The following is a 17,468-nucleotide window of genomic DNA, read 5'->3' as shown; positions in this document are numbered from 1 at the left end:
AATATGCGCGCGATCCGTCTGCTCACCCTGCTCCTGCTCGTCGCGATCCTCAGCGGTTGCGGCTACAACTCGATCCAGTCCAAGGATGAAGGCGTCAAGGCCGCCTGGTCCGAAGTGCTGAACCAGTACCAGCGCCGCGCCGACCTCGTGCCGAACCTCGTCAACACGGTCAAGGGCTACGCCGCGCACGAAGAAGAAGTGTTCACCAAGGTCACCGAGGCGCGCGCCAAGGTCGGCCAGATCAACCTCACCGTCGACGACCTGTCCGACGAGAACAAGATGAAGGCGTTCCAGCAGGCGCAGGGCGAACTGTCGAGCGCGCTGTCGCGCCTGATGGCGGTGTCGGAGAACTACCCGACGCTGAAGGCCGATGGCCTGTTCCAGAACCTGCAGGCGCAGCTGGAAGGCACCGAGAACCGCGTCACCGTCGCGCGCAATCGCTACATCCAGGTGATCCAGGACTACAACACCTACATCCGCTCGTTCCCGACCAACCTCACCGCGATGATGTTCGGCTACAAGACCAAGGCGAACTTCAGCGTCGAGAACGAGAAGCAGATCTCGACCGCACCGACGGTCGACTTCAGCAAGCCCGCGCCGCCTGCAGTGCCCGCACCGCAGCCCGCGCAACCGGCACCGGCGCAGCCCGCACAGACGCAGCCCGCACAACCCGCACCGGCGCACTGAGCGGTTTGCCGTCACCTCTCCCGCTTGCGGGAGAGGTCGCCGCGCTCGCGCGGCGGGTGAGGGGAAGCGAGCCGGAACATGCCTCCCTTCAGAACGCCGCGGTGCTCTTTCGGATAAAGGCTCGACACGCTGCATGAAACGTCGTCGCACGCTTCCCCTCACCCCAACCCTCTCCCGCAAGCGGGAGAGGGGGAACGGCGTGCATGCGCTCTCCAGCACGCGGGAGAGGGGGAATGGCGCGGTGTTGTCGCGGCTGATGCTGTTGATCGCTGCACTGCTCGTCATGTACGGCGCGGCCTTCGCCGCCGAAGGCGACGTCAAGGCCGTCCCCGCACTCACCGCGCGCGTGACCGACCTCACCGGCACGCTCGAGGCGAGCCAGCGCCAGGGGCTCGAGGACGAACTCGCCGCGCTCGAAAAAGCCAAGGGCGCGCAGATCGGCGTGCTGATGGTGCCGAGCACCGCGCCGGAAGACATCGCGCAGTACGCAATCCGCGTGTTCGACGCATGGAAACTCGGCCGCAAGGGCATCGACGACGGCGCGCTGGTGATCGTCGCCAAGGACGACCACCGCGTGCGCATCGAAGTCGCGCGCGGACTCGAAGGCGCGATCCCCGACGCCGCGGCGGCACGCGTGATCCGCGAATACATGGCGCCGCGCTTTCGCGCCAACGACTACTACGGCGGCCTGCACGATGCACTCGGCGCGCTGACCAAGCTCGTCAACGACGAACCGCTGCCGCCACCGCTCGCGGACGACAAGGGCGGCGACGGCGAAGGCGGCGACACGTTTGCACCGGCGATCATCGCCGCCTGGTTCGCCGCGCTGTTCCTGCGCGGCCTGTTCGGCGGCGCGCCGGCCGGCGTGCGCGCGCCGCTCGTCGGCCTCGGCGCCGGCGGCATCGGCTGGCTCATCAGCGGCCTGCTTCCGCTCGGCGTCGGCCTCGGCCTGTTCGGCCTCGTGTTCGGCCTGCTCGGCGGCGGCGGTGGCGGCGGCTTCGCCAGCGGCGGCGGCTGGGGCGGCTTCGGCGGCGGCGGCGGTGGCGGCTGGAGCAGCGGCGGTGGCGGCGGCGGATTCAGTGGCGGCGGCGGCATGTCCGCCGGCGGCGGCGCCTCGGGGAGCTGGTGACCATGCGCATCGTCCGACACCTGTTCGCGTCCTCGAAGCGGCATTTCCCGCCGGCCACGCTCGACGCGATCCAGCACGCGATCGCCGCGAGCGAACACCGCCACCACGGCGAGATCGTGTTCGCCGCCGAAGGCAGCCTGTCGCCGCGTGACGTGGCGCGCGGGCGCACCGCACGCGAGCGCGCGCACGAGGTGTTCGCCAACCTGCGCGTGTGGAACACCGAACACAACACCGGCGTGCTGCTGTACCTGCTGCTCGCCGACCACGCGATCGAGATCGTCGCCGACCGCGGCGTCGCGAAGGAAATCCCCGAAGCCGAATGGCTGCCGATCTGCGCGTTGATGAAGGACTACTTCCGCCGCGGCGACTACGAACACGGCGCGATCGAAGGCGTCGCCGCCGTCGGCGAACTGCTCGCCCGTCACTTCCCCGCCAACGGCGAACGCAACGCCGACGAACTGCCCGACCGCCCCGTCCTGCTGTAAACCCTCCCTTCAAGCTGCAAGCCCTCCCCTCCAAGGAGAGGGCTCGGTAGGAATGGTGCCGCTCGCATCCCATGCGAGTCCCGCCGCAAGCCCTCCCCTTCAAGGGGAGGGTTGGGTGGGGATGGTGGTGCTCGCACCTATGGCGGGAACCATCGCGCCCCCCGTTGGAGGACCCATGTGGGAGCGGCGGAAGCCGCGATGCTCCCCCCACCACAAACCCATCACCCGCCCAACACCCCGTCGCACCCGCGCATCCGCAAGCTCCAGCGTTGCACCCATCCAGTGCAACCGATCAAATCCCGGATGCGACCTCGCAAAGAAAACATGCGACCGCGCAAATCGGATTTGCACCCGACCAAATCGAATTTGCGAACGATCAAATCAAACATGCTCGCGAGCAAATGAACAGTGCAACGCCGCACCCGCGATTTGGAACGCCGCACCGAAAACATGCGCCACCGGACCCCGAAAGCTCCGGCCTTCCAAAGAAAATTTGCGACGGAGCAAATCGGATGTGCGCGCACGCACCGAAAAGGTGCAACGCCGCACCGAAACGTTGCGACGCTTCAAATCAACCGTGCGCGAAGCCAACACTGAGGCGGTCGGCAAATTCCAAAAACAAAAAAGCCGCATCACTGCGGCTCAGGCTTGCATGAGGAAAGGTCGCGAGGGCTAGGCCGCCTTCGCTTCCTCCGGCTTCGACGTCCGTGCGAAGCGCATGCCGAGGTCACGCCGCAATGCTTGCAGGCCCTCGCTGGCACCCGTGAGCTTGAGCTGGCCATACACCTGCAACGACGCGACCATCACGTCGCTGCCGAGCGCGATATCCGTATCGGTCGCACGTTCGGCCAGGCGGGTGAGGCGCGCCAGGCGCGGACGCAGCTTGTCGAGCATGGCCAGATCCTGCACCGGACCCGCCGCCACCACGTTGGCCGGCACCAGCTCCGGATTCTGCGACAGCAGCAGCATCGCCTGCCGGCAGAACGCCTCGGACTTCTCTCCCATCTTGCGCAACGACCGCTTCTGCGGCACCGACAGGGCGATCAACCCGCCCAGTTGCGCCTCCAGCTCCGTCAGCGCCGCATCCACGGCCGTCAGCTGGTCATCGGTGAGGTTCAGCGAAACGATGTTCTGGGTCATTAGGCACTACTCCTCTTGGTTTTCGAAGAAGCCGCCGACCCCGATGGCCGGCGACCGTGTGCCACACGGCACGAGGAGTATTGGAACAGGAGGCGGTCTCAGATCCCGCGACTCCGGAACACCGATAGACAAGGGCGGACAGCGGCTCGCAACGTCAATTTCGAGCGATTTGGGCTGCTGTCGTTACACGGATACACGCGAGACCTGCCCGACTGGCTGGAATTGGAACTCTCGCCGTATCAATTTTCCTACATGGATTGTCAGAAATTTCCTACGTGAAAACACGCGAGAGCTTGTAAGACTAACGCTCTGCAGGACTGGGCTACTCGCGACCATGAAACGCAAGCTAGCAGCGTGGGGAGCGTTCGTGAGCGCATGTCTGGCATTTGTTGCCTGCCTGCCTCAATACCAGGACTACGTCCGTCGCGGTGTGCCAGCAAAGAACCGCAATGAAGTTGTTGCGCTCTTTGGTACAACCCAGGGATCTTCCGAACTAGGCCTGATATGCAGCGGTGTGGCGATCAAGAAGGATCTCATCCTCACCGCAGCTCATTGCGCATGCAACAAACAGATCAAGGAAGTCAGATTCGGATATCAAGTCATCCCGGCGTCAGCTGCCGAATCCATTCCGACAGAGGAAAATGAGACGACGATCCGAGCTCGGTGCGATCACATTGCTGAGGATGGAGATCTGGCCACCATCAAGCTCAAGTATCCCCCGCGGACCCACAATGCCAGCGTTGCGAAAATGGCGAGCGACGTCGACATCGGTCGAGTAGTTGAGGGTTCTGGTTTGATCATTACCGGGTATGCACCGACAAACGGGGCTTCAGGGCGTCGAAATTTCGGCACCGCTCATATCATGGACGCTCGCTGCAGCGCCTCTGAATTCTATGGCTGTTTCAAAGGTAGAGAGTTCGTTGTCGGGCCCGTCGGCTACGTCTCCGGCGATGTAGGCGCTTGCCCTGGTGATAGCGGTAGCCCTGCGCTACTGCTGCCGGAAGGCGCGAACGTCGAGGCGTCTGGCGTGATCGTTGGCATAGCTTCGCGAAGCTATAAAGGCGCCGAGGTATGTGGCGGCGGGTCAATCTATGTATTGCTGTCGGGCGCGCAACGAGAGTGGGTCAACCATCAACTTCTGAACTAGGTTTCGCCAGTCTTCCATCGCAAGCTCGCGTCATGGCTATCAATACAGGGGGGAAAGTGTGATGTCCAATCGAGTTTCGGCAGCGGTCTACGTCTTCTCATGTCTCCTTGGCTTTGTCGCCGGATCGTCCTCGTTGCACGCCGAAGCCAGTCGCCCGGGCGTTCAGCAGATGCGAGTGTATGCGTCGAGGAAATGTCTATTTTCAGAACACACCAACGAGGCTGTGTACGCAAAAGTACCGGGTAAAGACTCGCAGTCCACGTTCAAGTCCGCCGCGTTGGTTGCCGCGCTGCTGCCGGGCTTGATAGATAAGGGGTTTGACCTGCTGGTTGGTGCCATTCGGTCGGCTGGCGAGGCGAAGACAGTTCGAGTCGAGACGTATCGCGGACTTCAACTGGTAGGCAGCGACTCCGACCTCACTGGCATCACCGAGAATCCGGGCGATGACTCTGTGGTGCTGCCGGGATGCGTGGAGATCGTTGCCGCGCGCTTCGACAACGCGGATTCAGGAAAGGGTACTGGTCAGCTGGATCAATGCGGTCCCGCACAAGACAAGCGAAACTATCCATTTAACGTCTCCCACCTGGACTTCTTCGTCGAGCTTGAGGTCCATGTTTCCAGTGACGCCAGCGCGATGGCGTTCCGACCGACATGCGCCCTCGTCGACAAGCCCTTTATAGGCGGGTTTGGCTCGCGTGATTACGTGGTATTCGCTGGCTTTGTGAAACCGAAGCCGCAGTCAACGCCGGACGTCGCTATCGTCGAAGCATCGGATGCCACCGTCAGTATGGCGATACTTGGTGGTCTCGATAGTCGTTCTGCGGTCCGATACTCGAATGACGCGCCACTTTCGCCATGGGCTGCGTTTACCATGCCCAAGGTGAAGACTCCGGTGACGTTGGCTGGAATCGTCGTCGAGACAAAGGCTGCAAACGCGTTCCTCACCAGCCTGGCTGATGCGATATCATCGCAAAAAACACCCATTACGGATGCGGTCAAGGCAGAGGTCGTGCCGGCTGCGCAAATTACGGTCGAGAATGCCCGGCTGGAAAAGATGAAGGCATTCAACAGTGCACGCCTTGCCTTCGCTGGTTCCTTGCGAGATGTGCGTGCAGAATGCAGCGGCTATTACAAGGACGGAAATGCCGATTCTCCGTTTCCGGATGTCGCTGCAGCGCTCGAGAAGGCCGGCAAGCTTGTATCGACGTACATCGATATGGCGATCGCAGCAAACAACGCCGGTGCTTCGACCGACTACGATTTCAAACTTGACAAGGCACCTGCGGACGTCGACGCTCTGAAGGCTCTCTGTACGGACATTCGCGGTTGAGAAGTCCTCGTGTTTATCTCCATGGCCGCGGTTGCTTGCGATAACGGATAACGGGGTCAGAGTGCCTTTTGAGGAAGAAAGCCAATAGAGAAGGCACTCTGACCCCGTTTTCTGGCGCACATCCTTAAGCTGGTCGAGCAATATCGTCCTGATCTCAGATGCGGCATATCGAGGCCCTCGGAGGATGGGCGAATAGCATTGGATCACCTCCGATGAGGAGTAAGGGGGCTGGTTCTTTCGGCTGGCAAGAATTTTCGTCAACAAAGGACGGCAGAATCTATATGCGCAATGGAGTTGTGCCTAAGCTGATTCAATCCAGCGAGATGCTCGCGTCGATCAACCAAACAGCCGGGTCATAGCAGAATGCAAATCTATCCGAACGAAGCTGCTGTGCGATCCGACCCCAATGTGAGAGCGTTGGTCGAGCACGTTAGAGCAAAGCAGGGCGAGCTGCTGTTGGAAGAAGCTGTTGTCTTCATTAACTTCCCATTGTTTCGCGAAGACGAGAAACTTCTCGTAGCTGACTTGGTTGTGATTGAATCGCCCCGGAAATCCCGGAGGCTGTTTGGTTTGAGTCACACCTCGATGGCGGACTCGTGCTGACGATAATAGTTTTCTTCGGCTTCTGCTGGAGGAATGTATCCGATGGAGCCGAGCAGGCGGCGATGGTTGTACCAGTCGACCCACTGTAAGGTCGCCAGTTCGATCTGCTCGCGGCTGCGCCACGACTGACGGTGCACCACTTCGGCCTTGTACAGGCCATTGATTGTTTCGGCGAGTGCATTGTCGTAGCTGTCGCCCACGCTGCCGACCGATGGTTCGATGCCTGCCTCGGCCAGTCGTTCGGTGTAGCGGATCGATACATATTGCGAACCGCGATCGCTGTGATGAACCAGTCGGTTCGCCGGACTTCGCGCATGCAGCGCCTGTTCCAGTGCGTCCAGCACGAACTGCGTTTGCTGGCCAGCGGACACCTTCCAGCCCACGATGCGCCGTGCATAGACGTCGATCACGAAGGCCACGTAGGCGAACCCTTGCCACGTCGAGACGAAGGTGTAGTCGCTCACCCATAGCTGATCGGGCCGCTCGGCCTTGAACTGCCGATTCACGCGATCCAGCGGGCACGGGCGCCCGGGATCGGGCTTGGTCGTACGAACGGCCTTTCCACGGACCACGCCGACGATGCCCAGCTCTCGCATGAGCCGCTCAACCGTACAACGGGCCACGACCCAGCGCTCACGTTGCAACTGCTTCCAGACCTTCCTCGCCCCGTACACCTGCTGGTTCTCTTCCCACGCGCGCCTGACCTGCGGCAGCAACGCGGCGTCGCGTTGTAGACGCGCCGGTCGCTTCGTCGGATTGGCGCGGCGCCCCGCGTGCAGGTAATACGTCGACGGGGCGATCGGCAATACCCTGCAGATCGGCTCGACCCCGTACATCGACCGGTGTTCATCGATGAAACGCGTCATCACTTGGATCGGCGGTCGAGCTCCGCCTGCGCAAAATACGCACTGGCCTTGCGCAGGATCTCGTTGGCCTGGCGTAGCTCCTTCACCTCGCGTTCCAGCGTCTTCACGCGCTCTCGCTCCGCCGTCGTCAGACCGGCACGCGACCCTTGGTCGCGCTCGGCCTGCCGAACCCAGTTGCACAGCGTCTGCGCCGTGCAGCCGATCTTGGCAGCAATCGATTCGATCGCCGCCCACTGCGAGGTGTGCTCAGCCTGGTGCTCGCGCACCATCCGAACTGCTCGCTCTCGTACTTCCGGGGCATACTTGTTGGGCTTCTTCATGACTCCATCCTCTCAAAGGTTGGAGCCTCCGGGAAAGCCGGGGCGATTCATGATTTCCCCCTGGCATGGCGTGCTGTTGGTCGGGGCGGTCGATTCGGAAACCGCCTCGTCACGAAACAAGTTAGAAGGTGCTTTCAATCAAGTCTTTTCGCGGCTGGTGCGCTATCCGCTCCTTCGTGCAGGCAGGGCCAAACTTAAGTTTCCCCTGGATGCCTGCGTTTGGATGCCAGAAGGCAAGGCAACAGAAACGGTATTAGTTGGCGTAGTCAGTTTCGAAAACCAACTCAGGACGCAACGGCTGTCAGCGAGAATTGATTCAGACGTCTTCGCCGAACTTGTGTCGACACTAGATGGATCCAAAGCTCTCGTAAAACCGAAGGATCGGCCCACTGCCAACTTCCCAAAGAAGTCAAAGGTCGCGGTCATCGCTGCGCTAGAGGAGGAGATTCGCCGATTCGATCGCGATCAGCGTGTGGCATATATGAGTGATATCGGAGGGCCACAACGCATTCAGGGACTTGCGGGTTCCGGAAAGACGGTTGTGCTCGCACTTAAAGCCGCTCTCACGGCTGTGCGAGAGCCTGACGCTAAGATTGCTGTGACGTTCTATACGAAGAGTCTGTATCAGCACATCAAACAGTTGATCACGCGGTTCTACCGGATGCATGAAGATCGTGACCCAGACTGGAAGAAAATTCAGGTGCTGCACGCGTGGGGCGGCGCGACGGTTGATGGTCTGTACTACCAAACGGCGAGACGATTCGGTCACTCTACGTTGGACTTCGGACAAGCTAAGCGCTTGTCAGCTTCGCAGCCTTTTGCGGCGGCATGTCGCCTGCTGTTGGCGGACCCATCAGTGCGTGACTCATTCGACTACGTGTTTGTCGATGAGGCGCAGGATTTTCCTGCCGAATTTATGAAGCTAGCGCTGCGCCTTGCGAAAGACGAACGGCTCGTGATTGCCTACGATGTCTTTCAAACCATATTCGATGTCGAAACTCCTACCGCTGCGTCGCTTTTCGGCACAGATGGATTGAACGAACCGCATGTCGAGTTTGATCAAGACATCATCCTGCACAAGTGCTATAGGAATCCACGCGAGGTTCTTGTATGCGCTCACGCGATTGGTTTCGGAATCTATGGAAGGAAAGTAGTTCAAATGCTTGAATCCAAGGAGCACTGGGAGGATTTTGGCTACTCAGTTATGGGCGCTATCGAGCCTGGAAAAACGGTCGCCATTGTGCGCCCGCGAGAAAATTCACCTTCTTCGATCAGTGACGCATGTGATCTGAATGAGATCATCTCATGCAGGGTGTTCAAAACCCCTAGCGAAGAGATTGGGTTCGTAGTTGAGGCGATCGGGAACGACGTTAAGGTCCAAGGCGTCCCGCCTGAAGATATCTTGGTGATTTCTGCGGATGACCGAAACACCGGACTGTATTTGAGCGCCATCGCCGAAGGATTGGCTGCGATCGGAATTAGCGTTAACAATATTCATGCAAGAGCGTATGGCGTCCCGGAATTTCAAGAGGATGGATGCGTGACGCTTGCGACTGTCTATAAGGCAAAAGGAAACGAGGCTTATGCAGTCTACCTTGTAGGGGTTGACGCGCTCTTCGAGTGGACTACGCCAAAGTCTCGCAACAGGGCGTTTACTGCTATGACGCGTGCAAAGGGTTGGCTTACGATTTCAGGAATTGGGCCTCCAGCTGAAGCTTTCTACGGCGAGCTTGAGAGAGCCAAAGAAAAGTTTCCTAAGTTGGAATTCATTCAACCAAGAGCCGAGGATCTCGTTTTTATGAAACGAGATTTGTTCGAACCGGATCCCAGTGCTATCGATCGCGAGATCGAGGAGCTTGGAAGTTCGCTCGATCCGGAGGACTTTGAACGAATTCTTCGCAAGAAACTCAGAGACGTACAGTCTAAGGCTCGAAGCCGCAAGCACCTTAAAAAAAATGTATAAGGTCCGCCTACAAGAGCTTTGCCGGGAGGCGCATTTTCCGGTTGCCGAATTCGGTAGCGAGCACTTCGTCGTCACGCCAGGGATAGCTGGTGACTTGCGTATTCTTCCTTATGTTGAGCAGTGGAAGAAGGCGCTTTCGAGCGGTTGGTATCACGTTCGAATGGCTGACCACTCGATTTTCATTTTTTCAGAAGGCGCGAAACCGTCATATGCCTTTCTGCATTCGCCACTTCAGATTGTGACCTTTGCCGAATATCTGGAGGCGCTCGGTGAGCGCGACACTCCTCGGGCGAGAGCGCTGCATCGGGAAGACTACGCGCACGTCTTTGATACCGCATCTTTGCGCGAGTACGTCACGCCAATTCGCTTTGACTATGATGCTGCGAGCTATCGTGCAGGGGCGCGCCCGGCGGCACATATACACATAGGTCTGGACAACGAGATTCGCTTAGCCGCAAATAAGATGTCGGCTGTGTCGTTTCTGTTGTTTGTTATGCGGCAAATGTATCCGAAATGCTGGGAGAGATTGCTCGGCCGACAGAAGCGCGATTGGTTGGTACGGCCAATACGCGGTGAAAGCACTGAGCTGCCCAAGGAATTGTGGAGCCAAGTTGATCGTATTGAATTACATCTGGCGTAAGAAGGCGTACGAGAAAAAGCGTTGGGGCTTGCACGTCTAGCGCCTTTGATCGACTTCAACCTCACCAGGCGTATCTAGCCGGGGTACGCACAGCGAAATAAGACGTACGTCATGTCGGACCCTTTGACCGCGCTATCGCCAGCTCAAAAAATCTCCAGCAAGCTCTTCGCCGGCGGCAGCAGCAACCGTGCACCGTCCTCGGTGATCAGCATTTCGTCCTCGGTGCGGATGCCGAACTCGCCGACGATGTAGATGCCGGGTTCGTTGCTGAACATGTTGCCGGCCATCAGCGGGCGGGTGTTGCCGCCGACGAGGTAGTACCACTCGTGGCCGTCCATGCCGATGCCGTGGCCGAGGCGGTGCGTGAAGTATTTGTAGCCGGGGCCGTAGCCGTGGTCGGCGATGTAGCTGCGCGCGGCGGCGTCGACCTTTTCCGCGGCGACGCCGGGTCGTGCGGCCTTGAGGCCTGCGTCCTGGGCGCCGCGCACGATCTCGAACACGCGCTGCATCTTGTCGCTGGGTTTGCCGAAGGCCATGGTGCGGGTGATGTCGGAGCCGTAGCCTTCGACCTTGCAGCCGCCGTCGATGAGCACGACGTCGCCGTCCTTGAGCTGCACGTCGCGGGTCAGCCCGTGTGGATAGGCAGACGCTTCGCCGAACAGCACGAGCGCGTCGCCTTCGACGCCGAATTCGGCGAAGCGTGCGCTGACGATGCCCGCGAGTTCGGTCTCGCTCATGCCGGCGCGCAACTCGCGTTGCACCTGCCGGTACACCTGCGCGGTGATGTCGTTGGCGACCTGCATCAACTCGACTTCATGCTTGGACTTGACGCTGCGGCAGCCGGCCGTCACCGGCATCGCGCTGGTCAAGGTCAGCGTTGAAAGCTTCTGCTGCAACTGCTCGACCGCGTAGTAGCGCACCGTTTCCTCGATGCCCAGCTTCGCGGTGAGCAGGCCGCGGTCCTGCAGGCCCTGGCGAATGCGATCGATCGGCTTTTCGTGCTCTTCCCAGGTGTAGAACTTGACCTCGTTGCCGAGCTTCTCGCGCGCACGGCCTTCCTCGAACTTCGGTCCGATGAAGAACGGTTCGCCCCGCTGCGTCAGCACCATCGCGAACAGGCGCTCGCTCAGCCACCAGTGCAGCCCGGTGAAGTACGAGAGCGTCGTGCCGCCTTCGACGAACACGGCATCGAGCCCGTTCTCCTTCATGAGGCGCCGCGCGTTTTCCTGGCGGGCCTGGTACTCGTCGGCGCCGATCGGCTTGATGCGATCGCGCATCGCCTTGACCGTGGCCGCGTCGAAATGGGTCTTGGCCTTGTCGGCGCCCTCGTCGGCGAGTGCGCGACGGGACCCGAGCCCTGCCAACGCGGCAGCGGCACCGGTGGAGAAGAAGCGGCGTCTGTCCATGGTCGTCCCGTGGGGTGAAGGGTCGCTGCACAGTATCCGGAAACCTGCGTGTCCGGACCAGCAGGGGGTCGGCCACGCAGGGCGACCTTCGCCTTCAGGGATCGGTGCCCGCGTCCGCGGCGACGCGTGCAAACAGCGCTTCGATCGCGCCGTCCCAGAACGACCACGCGTGGCTGCCGGGCAGCGCGAGCACGTGCGAGGCGGGCAGCGACGGGGTCAGCCGTTCGATGGTGGCGCGGAAGTCCTTGCCGGTGCCGTAGGCGAGCCATACCGACTGCGCGCGCGCGGCGTCGCCGGCCCACGCGTGCAACGTTCGCAGGAGCTCGTGTCGATACGTGCTTTGCGTGATCGGCGCCGGCGCGCCCGGATCCCAGGCGCCGAGCCCGCCCGCCGCGTCGACCTCGCGCCAGTCGCCGACATCGCCGAGATAGGGCGAAAACAGCACGAAGCCGCGGATCGCGCCGGGATGGTCGTGTTCGTAGAAGATCGCGCCCATGCCGCCGAGCGAGATGCCTGCGATCCACACGCCGCCCGGGTGGCGTGCGAGTTCGGGCGCGATGATCTCGTCGTGGAGCTTTTCAACGACGTGGCCGTCCTTGTAGTACGGCATGGTGAGGCCGGTGAGAACGACATCGGTGCCCGGCCACGCCGCCTGGATGCGTTGCGCGACCCGATGATCGACCAGCGTCTCGAGGCGGTCGCCACGCCCGGGCAGGAACACGACGACGCGCTGCGTCGGCTCCGCGGCCGCCACGCGCACCACCGGAATCGGCGCGCGCGGGTTGCCGCCGGTGACGCAGGCGGTGAGCGGAAGCGCGATCAGCACGGCTGCCAGCGAACGGCGCAGTGTTGCGAACAGGGCGGCGTGGGCAATCATCGTGGGCTCCGATCAGGACACGGCGATCGTAGCCGAAGCGGCACGACCGAGGATTGACCGCTTGCTGCGTCCCGCCCTGCGCGACTGTGGGAGCGGCGGAAGCCGCGATGCTCTGCGCTTTTGTGGGAGCGGCGGAAGCCGCGATGCTTTCGGCTTTTGTGGGAGCGGCGGAAGCCGCGATGCTCTTCAGTCCGCAGTGCATACCATGAGAAGCATCGCGGCTTCCGCCGCTCCCACATTGGACCTCACACGCCTCGAGAATGCTTTGGGCGTGATCGCGCGCTTCCCCTCACTCCAACCCTCTCCTGCAAGCGTGAGAGGGGGTAATGCGCAGTGATTGCCGGCGTCACGTCAGTCGCGTGTGGACGGTGGGGGCGCGGGTTCCTGGAAGTGCAGGTGATCGAGCACGCTTGAAAAGTACGCCGCCTGCTGCGCATGCGCCTGCGGCGTTCCGCTCAGCGTTGCGGTTGCGAGGCAGCGTGGCGTCGACGTCATCGCGACGGTCTGCACGAGTCGCGGGCCGCTGGCGTCGTGTGCGCGCAGGTCGATCTGCAACCAGTCGCGATGGCCTTTGCGCACGGTGCGGATCGCGTCCTGATCGAGCGTGATGCCCTGCTTCGACAGGCCGTCGGACATGCCCTTGGCGACGCCGCGCAACTGCGCGCCGACGTCGGGATGGTCGTCCGGTTGCCGCCAGGAGCAGGTGATTTCGATCACCGCTGCACCGTCCGCGCCGTTCCAGCGCGCACGCTGCCGCACGCCGGCCGCCTGGTCCTGCGGCGCGGAGGAAACGCCCGCGAGGCGTTCGACGGTCCAGTCCTGCGCGAATGCCGCCGTGAACGGAAACGCGTCGTCGGCGCGTGCGCGTCCCGTCACGGTGAGCAGACCCACGGCCACCACGGCGATCCCATGCACCGCGCCAAACTGCAGCCACGACCATGGTGCATTCCTGCGGCGCGCGAGCCACCAGGCGAGCAGGGCCGCAACACCGGTTTGCGCAAGCACGCGGCCGACCGCCTCGCCGGCTCCGTCAGGGGTGCGCGGCGCACCGAGCACGCTGAACAGCCCGAGAAGGATCAGCGCCGCTGCGATCAACCAGAACGTGAGCGCCTGCGTGGCGGGGTTTTGCAATGGTCCGGTGCTCCTGCTCATTCGATGCCTACGCTATCAAACCCGCTCGCGAACAGTTCGTCGGTCGCAATCGTGCGTACCACAACGATGTCGTAGTCGTTGCTCGGCGTATCCCACAGCGCGGAGCCGACCGTCATCGCATAGCCGCCTGCGGCACTGGTTCCGACCACCACGTCGCCGCTCGTCGCGTCCGGCGTTTGTCCATTCCAGGTGGCGTAGTCCCTCTCCGTGCGTCCGTGCAGCGTGATACCCGATGCGCTGTATTGCTCGAGCACCTGCAGGCGCTCCAGCTGGCCGGGGCCGGTGCTGCGGGTTTCGGTGATGGCGACCACCAGGTCGTGCGTCATCGGGCGTACCCCGATCGAGTAGGCGTCGACGCTTGCGCTCGGGTCCGGCGACAGGTGGGCGCAGACGCCCGCGCCGCAAAACGCGGTATCGAGGCCATTGAGCGCGGTCGCGCGCGCGAGCAGCAATTGATCCTTGGAATCGGCGTCGATCGACCGCCCGACCATCGCGACCTTGCCGTCGGGAAGCACCGCAATGCCGCCCACCTCGTCGAATGGATTTCCGGGCGGGCCGATGTCGTTGTGCACCGGGATCATGCCGCCATGGAAGCTGGTCGCGAGACTGCCGTCTTCCGGATCGATCGCCATGATGTAGCCGTCGATGTCGTTGTTGGCCAATGGCGCGCGCTGGAACGAGCCGGCCAGGTAAAGACGTTCGCCGCCCGGCACGCCCGCTGGCGACAGCGCCATGTCGTAGAGGTTGACGTTGGCAAGGCTGGCGACCTCGCCCACCTGCAGCACGACCTTGCCGCCGTTGCCGAACGAGCCCATCGTCACGCCGCTCACGGGGTTGATCGCAAACACGCCGACACGCGACGAGGGTGCCGCCGGCGTGCCGCCCGTCGCGATGCCGGCGACGAGAAGACTGGCGGGGTTGGGACCGGACGCCGGTCGGTAGCGGATCCGCAGCGCCTTGTCGTCCTTGTTGGTATCGAGGTCGAACCATTTCGTGACGGTGCCCTGCGTGCCGAAGCCGGCGCAGGCCACGCCGCTGGCATCGACGCAGGTCACCCCGAAATCGTTGTCGGGCGCGGCGCCCGTGTGCATCCAGCCGGAGAAGTAGAAGTGCAGGGCCGACGCGTCGACGGTCATGTCGGTCACGTACGACAGCGGCGTGGTGACCAGCATCTTGCCGGCATTGCCGAAGGTCGGATCGAGTGCGCCGCTGCTGTCGATCTTGCTGATCACCGCATCCCAGGTGCTGCCGTGCTGGTGGATTCCGAACACCAGGAAGCGGATGCAGCCCACGCCGCAGCGCACCGGAATGATGCTGCGACCGCGATCGAGCTTGCTGTTGGCGTCGTTGAAGTCGATGCGGTTGAAGCCGAGGCCCGCGTTGAAGGCCGGGTCGAATGCAAGGTCGCCGACGCCGGCCAGTCCGGTCGGGTTCATGGCCGGATTCTGCGGCGGATGCCAGGTGGCATCGCTCGCCTCCTTCCATTGCGCGCTGGCCACGGTCGGCAGCAGCAGGCAGGCCATCACTACATGTCGCACACGCATGGTCGTTTCCCCTGGATGTGAGCGCCGATCGCTTGTCGAAAGGCGCCTTGGTCTCCAGGTAAACACCAAAACCCGGGGGAGGATGACATGGGGGCCGATCGCGCTGCGGGAGCGGTGGGAGCCGCGACGCTCTTTGGGTAAAAGCATCGCGGCTTCCGCCGCTCCCACAAGAAGCACTGGTGCGCCTCCTGCTGTCGTTTCGAAACGGCACTCTGACCCCGATATCCCGGTTTTGAATGGTCATGGTGGTTGTTGGAAAATGCAGCCGACACCCATCTCGCAGGAACCGCAATGCATCCCTACGACACGATCGTCAGCCGCGACGTCGATGCCTTTCCGCTGGGCGAGTTTTTGGACTATCCGCGGTTGATGTCGGTGGACTGGCGAGAGGAAGAACCGCGGATGCTGAGCGCATTCTTCACGGCGACGGGCCTGCCCGCCGACGGCACGACGCTCGAAATGGACGATCGCACGTCGTACTACCAGCTCGTCCGCGGCAGCGACCGGGTCGACGTTCCCTGGGGCGATGAGGTCTCCGCGCAGCATTCGATGCTGGTGGCACTGCAGCGGGTCTTCGGTGCGAGTCATTCGATCCGCTACTTGAACCACGGTTGCGCTGACACTGCCAGCTTCGTGGTCGAGACGAACGAGGACTGGCGACGCCTCGAAAGCGCGAACCCGCACGTCCGCTGGTTCTTCACCCCGATCGAACGCCTGCCCGACGTGTTCAAGAGCGACATCGACGAGCTCGTGCGCGTCGGGGAGACCTACGGCGGGGCATGATCCGGTATCGGCGACCGCCCTGTGGGAGCGGCGGAAGCCGCGATGCTCTCTTCGGGTAAAAGCATCGCGGCTTCCGCCGCTCCCACAAGAGCACGGTTGCTGCCTGCTCCTCGTTTCAAAAAGGCACTCTGGCCCGCTACAGGCGTGCGATGCCGAGGATGATCTCGATGACGATGAGCACCACGATCGCGAGTTCGAGCAGCTCGGCGCGGCTGCTGGATGCTTCCTCGTACAGTGCGGTGTAGGTGTCGCGCACGATCGACAGCTTGCGGTCCACGGCCGCGACGAGCTTGGGGACGCGAAACAGTTCGAGCGCGGAGGAGTAGATGCGCGCGAGGTAGACGTCTTCCGTCACCTGCAGGGCATTGTCGACCTTCTCGGTCAGCTCGGTGACTTCCGCCACGAGGGTGTACAGGCTTCGCGCGAGTCGCGCGAAGCGCGGTGCGGCGAACGGCCCGCGGCGAGCGGCTTCGACCTGGTCGTACATGCGCGGCAGTTCGTCGTCGAGCGATTCGTCGTAGTAGCGGAATTCCAGCAGCTGCGCGTTCGCGACTTCGATGACGTCGGCGACGTCGGGATTGCCTTCCGGGTCGTAGATGAAGGCGCGATCCCAGGTGAGCACGACGAGGTCGTCGTCGAAGTAGGAATAGCTCTGCTTGAGCAGCTCGCGCTTCTCGCCTTCGGCGAGCTTGCGTCGTTCGCCCGACAACAGCGCGGCGAGGTCCACCCGCTGTTGCAGCGCCGTGGCGGACAGGGATTCGCTCAACGCGTGAGCGACGGCAATCAGGTAATCCTCCTGCAACGTCGCCGGCGTCGGTCGCACCAGCGCGGGGCCGACGATGGCCAGCGTGCGATCGAGCACTTCGCGCCAGACGGGGGTGGAAGCAATCGGACCGACGGCGGTCTGCACCGCTTCGACCAGGCGCTCCAGCCCGGACCATGGCTGGTCCAACACGGGAATGCGCAGCGTGATCGCGACGACACCGAAGTCGTACAGGCGCACCGAGACGTGTACCGTCGTGGTGAAACCGCCGATGTCGAGGTCCAGCGATCCCATCCGGAACAGGACCGGCGGATCCCCGAACGAAATCGCCTTCTCGGCGACCTGGGTCAGGCGACTGCGATCGCTGCGCGCCTTCGCATTCGACGCGTACAGGGCTTCCGCCGAGGCAAGGTCGATTGAATACGCGACGTCGAAAAGACGCAGCGCGAGGACTTCACCTCGTCGCACGAGCAGTTCGGGCATCGTAGTCCCCCTTGGCGATCGCACAGGTCGATGCGAGGTACGTTACCCGGTATCCGGGGCGGCGCGTAGGGTGGGACTTGCATGCATGCGCTCCGCATCGAAGGGCGTCCCGCGTGCTGCGTCCCACCCTGAGCGACTGTGGGAGCGGCG

At 62.4% G+C, this 17,468-nt stretch carries 15 protein-coding genes and 1 other annotated feature; of the genes, 8 read left to right on the top strand and 7 right to left on the bottom strand.

Going from position 1 to position 17,468, the window contains the following annotated elements:
- Positions 1–3 precede the first annotated feature (3 nt).
- From ACILRJ_RS10720 to ACILRJ_RS10710, 3 genes are all read left to right on the top strand, one after another.
- Positions 4–687, top strand: coding sequence for a LemA family protein (locus ACILRJ_RS10720; RefSeq protein WP_395683177.1), 684 nt, complete (start codon positions 4–6; stop codon positions 685–687).
- 256 nt (positions 688–943) lie between these two features.
- A complete protein-coding gene (locus ACILRJ_RS10715; protein ID WP_395683517.1) occupies positions 944–1,816 on the top strand; it encodes a TPM domain-containing protein in 873 nt (290 codons plus the stop codon).
- A 2-nt stretch (positions 1,817–1,818) separates the two neighbouring features.
- Positions 1,819–2,301, top strand: coding sequence for a TPM domain-containing protein (locus tag ACILRJ_RS10710; protein ID WP_395683176.1), 483 nt, complete (start codon positions 1,819–1,821; stop codon positions 2,299–2,301).
- Between the two features lie 672 nt (positions 2,302–2,973).
- Here the strand turns inward: ACILRJ_RS10710 and ACILRJ_RS10705 are convergent.
- Complete coding sequence (locus ACILRJ_RS10705; protein WP_395683175.1) at positions 2,974–3,441, bottom strand: hypothetical protein; 468 nt, start codon at positions 3,439–3,441, stop codon at positions 2,974–2,976.
- Between the two features lie 367 nt (positions 3,442–3,808).
- Here ACILRJ_RS10705 and ACILRJ_RS10700 point away from each other — a divergent pair, with 367 nt between their 5' ends.
- Together ACILRJ_RS10700 and ACILRJ_RS10695 are read left to right on the top strand one after the other, a co-directional pair.
- On the top strand, positions 3,809–4,588 hold the full coding sequence (locus tag ACILRJ_RS10700; protein WP_395683174.1) for a trypsin-like serine protease: 780 nt from the start codon (positions 3,809–3,811) through the stop codon (positions 4,586–4,588).
- Between the two features lie 61 nt (positions 4,589–4,649).
- Positions 4,650–5,918 (top strand): hypothetical protein, encoded by a 1,269-nt coding sequence (locus ACILRJ_RS10695; protein ID WP_395683173.1) that lies wholly within the window; start codon positions 4,650–4,652, stop codon positions 5,916–5,918.
- A 575-nt stretch (positions 5,919–6,493) separates the two neighbouring features.
- Here the strand turns inward: ACILRJ_RS10695 and ACILRJ_RS10690 are convergent.
- Positions 6,494–7,707, bottom strand: a protein-coding gene (locus ACILRJ_RS10690) for an IS3 family transposase (RefSeq protein ID WP_395681472.1) whose coding sequence is annotated in 2 segments (ribosomal slippage) — positions 6,494–7,422 and positions 7,422–7,707 — 1,215 coding nt in all. Because the reading frame shifts where the segments join, the coding sequence is not laid out codon by codon here.
- Positions 7,313–7,429, bottom strand: a sequence feature (AL1L pseudoknot). (Overlaps the previous gene by 117 nt.)
- A gap of 49 nt (positions 7,708–7,756) precedes the next feature.
- Here ACILRJ_RS10690 and ACILRJ_RS10685 point away from each other — a divergent pair.
- Both ACILRJ_RS10685 and ACILRJ_RS10680 read left to right on the top strand, forming a co-directional pair.
- Complete coding sequence (locus ACILRJ_RS10685) at positions 7,757–9,670, top strand: DEAD/DEAH box helicase (protein WP_395683172.1); 1,914 nt, start codon at positions 7,757–7,759, stop codon at positions 9,668–9,670.
- Positions 9,663–10,310 carry a DUF2290 domain-containing protein gene (locus ACILRJ_RS10680; RefSeq protein ID WP_395683171.1) on the top strand — a complete coding sequence of 216 codons (648 nt, stop codon included), beginning with the start codon at positions 9,663–9,665 and terminating at the stop codon, positions 10,308–10,310. Before ACILRJ_RS10685 ends, ACILRJ_RS10680 begins: the two co-directional genes overlap by 8 nt.
- A 143-nt stretch (positions 10,311–10,453) precedes the next feature.
- On the opposite strand, the gene ACILRJ_RS10675 is transcribed toward ACILRJ_RS10680, so the two are convergent.
- The 4 genes from ACILRJ_RS10675 to ACILRJ_RS10660 all read right to left on the bottom strand — a co-directional run bounded on the left by ACILRJ_RS10675 (position 10,454) and on the right by ACILRJ_RS10660 (position 15,289).
- Positions 10,454–11,716 (bottom strand): M24 family metallopeptidase, encoded by a 1,263-nt coding sequence (locus ACILRJ_RS10675; protein WP_395683170.1) that lies wholly within the window; start codon positions 11,714–11,716, stop codon positions 10,454–10,456.
- Between the two features lie 94 nt (positions 11,717–11,810).
- The gene (locus ACILRJ_RS10670; protein ID WP_395683169.1) at positions 11,811–12,593 is read right to left on the bottom strand and encodes an alpha/beta hydrolase; all 783 of its coding nucleotides are present in this window, start codon (positions 12,591–12,593) and stop codon (positions 11,811–11,813) included.
- Positions 12,594–12,944: 351 nt separating this feature from the next.
- On the bottom strand, positions 12,945–13,724 hold the full coding sequence (locus ACILRJ_RS10665) for a hypothetical protein (RefSeq protein ID WP_395683168.1): 780 nt from the start codon (positions 13,722–13,724) through the stop codon (positions 12,945–12,947).
- A gap of 17 nt (positions 13,725–13,741) precedes the next feature.
- The gene (locus tag ACILRJ_RS10660; protein WP_395683167.1) at positions 13,742–15,289 is read right to left on the bottom strand and encodes a hypothetical protein; all 1,548 of its coding nucleotides are present in this window, start codon (positions 15,287–15,289) and stop codon (positions 13,742–13,744) included.
- A gap of 291 nt (positions 15,290–15,580) precedes the next feature.
- Here ACILRJ_RS10660 and ACILRJ_RS10655 point away from each other — a divergent pair, with 291 nt between their 5' ends.
- Positions 15,581–16,072 (top strand): hypothetical protein, encoded by a 492-nt coding sequence (locus ACILRJ_RS10655; RefSeq protein ID WP_395683166.1) that lies wholly within the window; start codon positions 15,581–15,583, stop codon positions 16,070–16,072.
- Positions 16,073–16,208: 136 nt separating this feature from the next.
- Here ACILRJ_RS10655 and ACILRJ_RS10650 read toward each other — a convergent pair whose 3' ends face one another.
- Positions 16,209–17,318: a hypothetical protein gene (locus ACILRJ_RS10650; protein ID WP_395683165.1), complete on the bottom strand. Its 1,110-nt coding sequence runs from the start codon at positions 17,316–17,318 to the stop codon at positions 16,209–16,211.
- Positions 17,319–17,468 lie beyond the last annotated feature (150 nt).

This window comes from Dokdonella sp., from assembly GCF_044227025.1.
GTDB lineage: Bacteria > Pseudomonadota > Gammaproteobacteria > Xanthomonadales > Rhodanobacteraceae > Dokdonella_A.
Note: the sequence above shows the minus strand (reverse complement) of the source record. Positions and strands in the feature narration are given on the sequence as shown.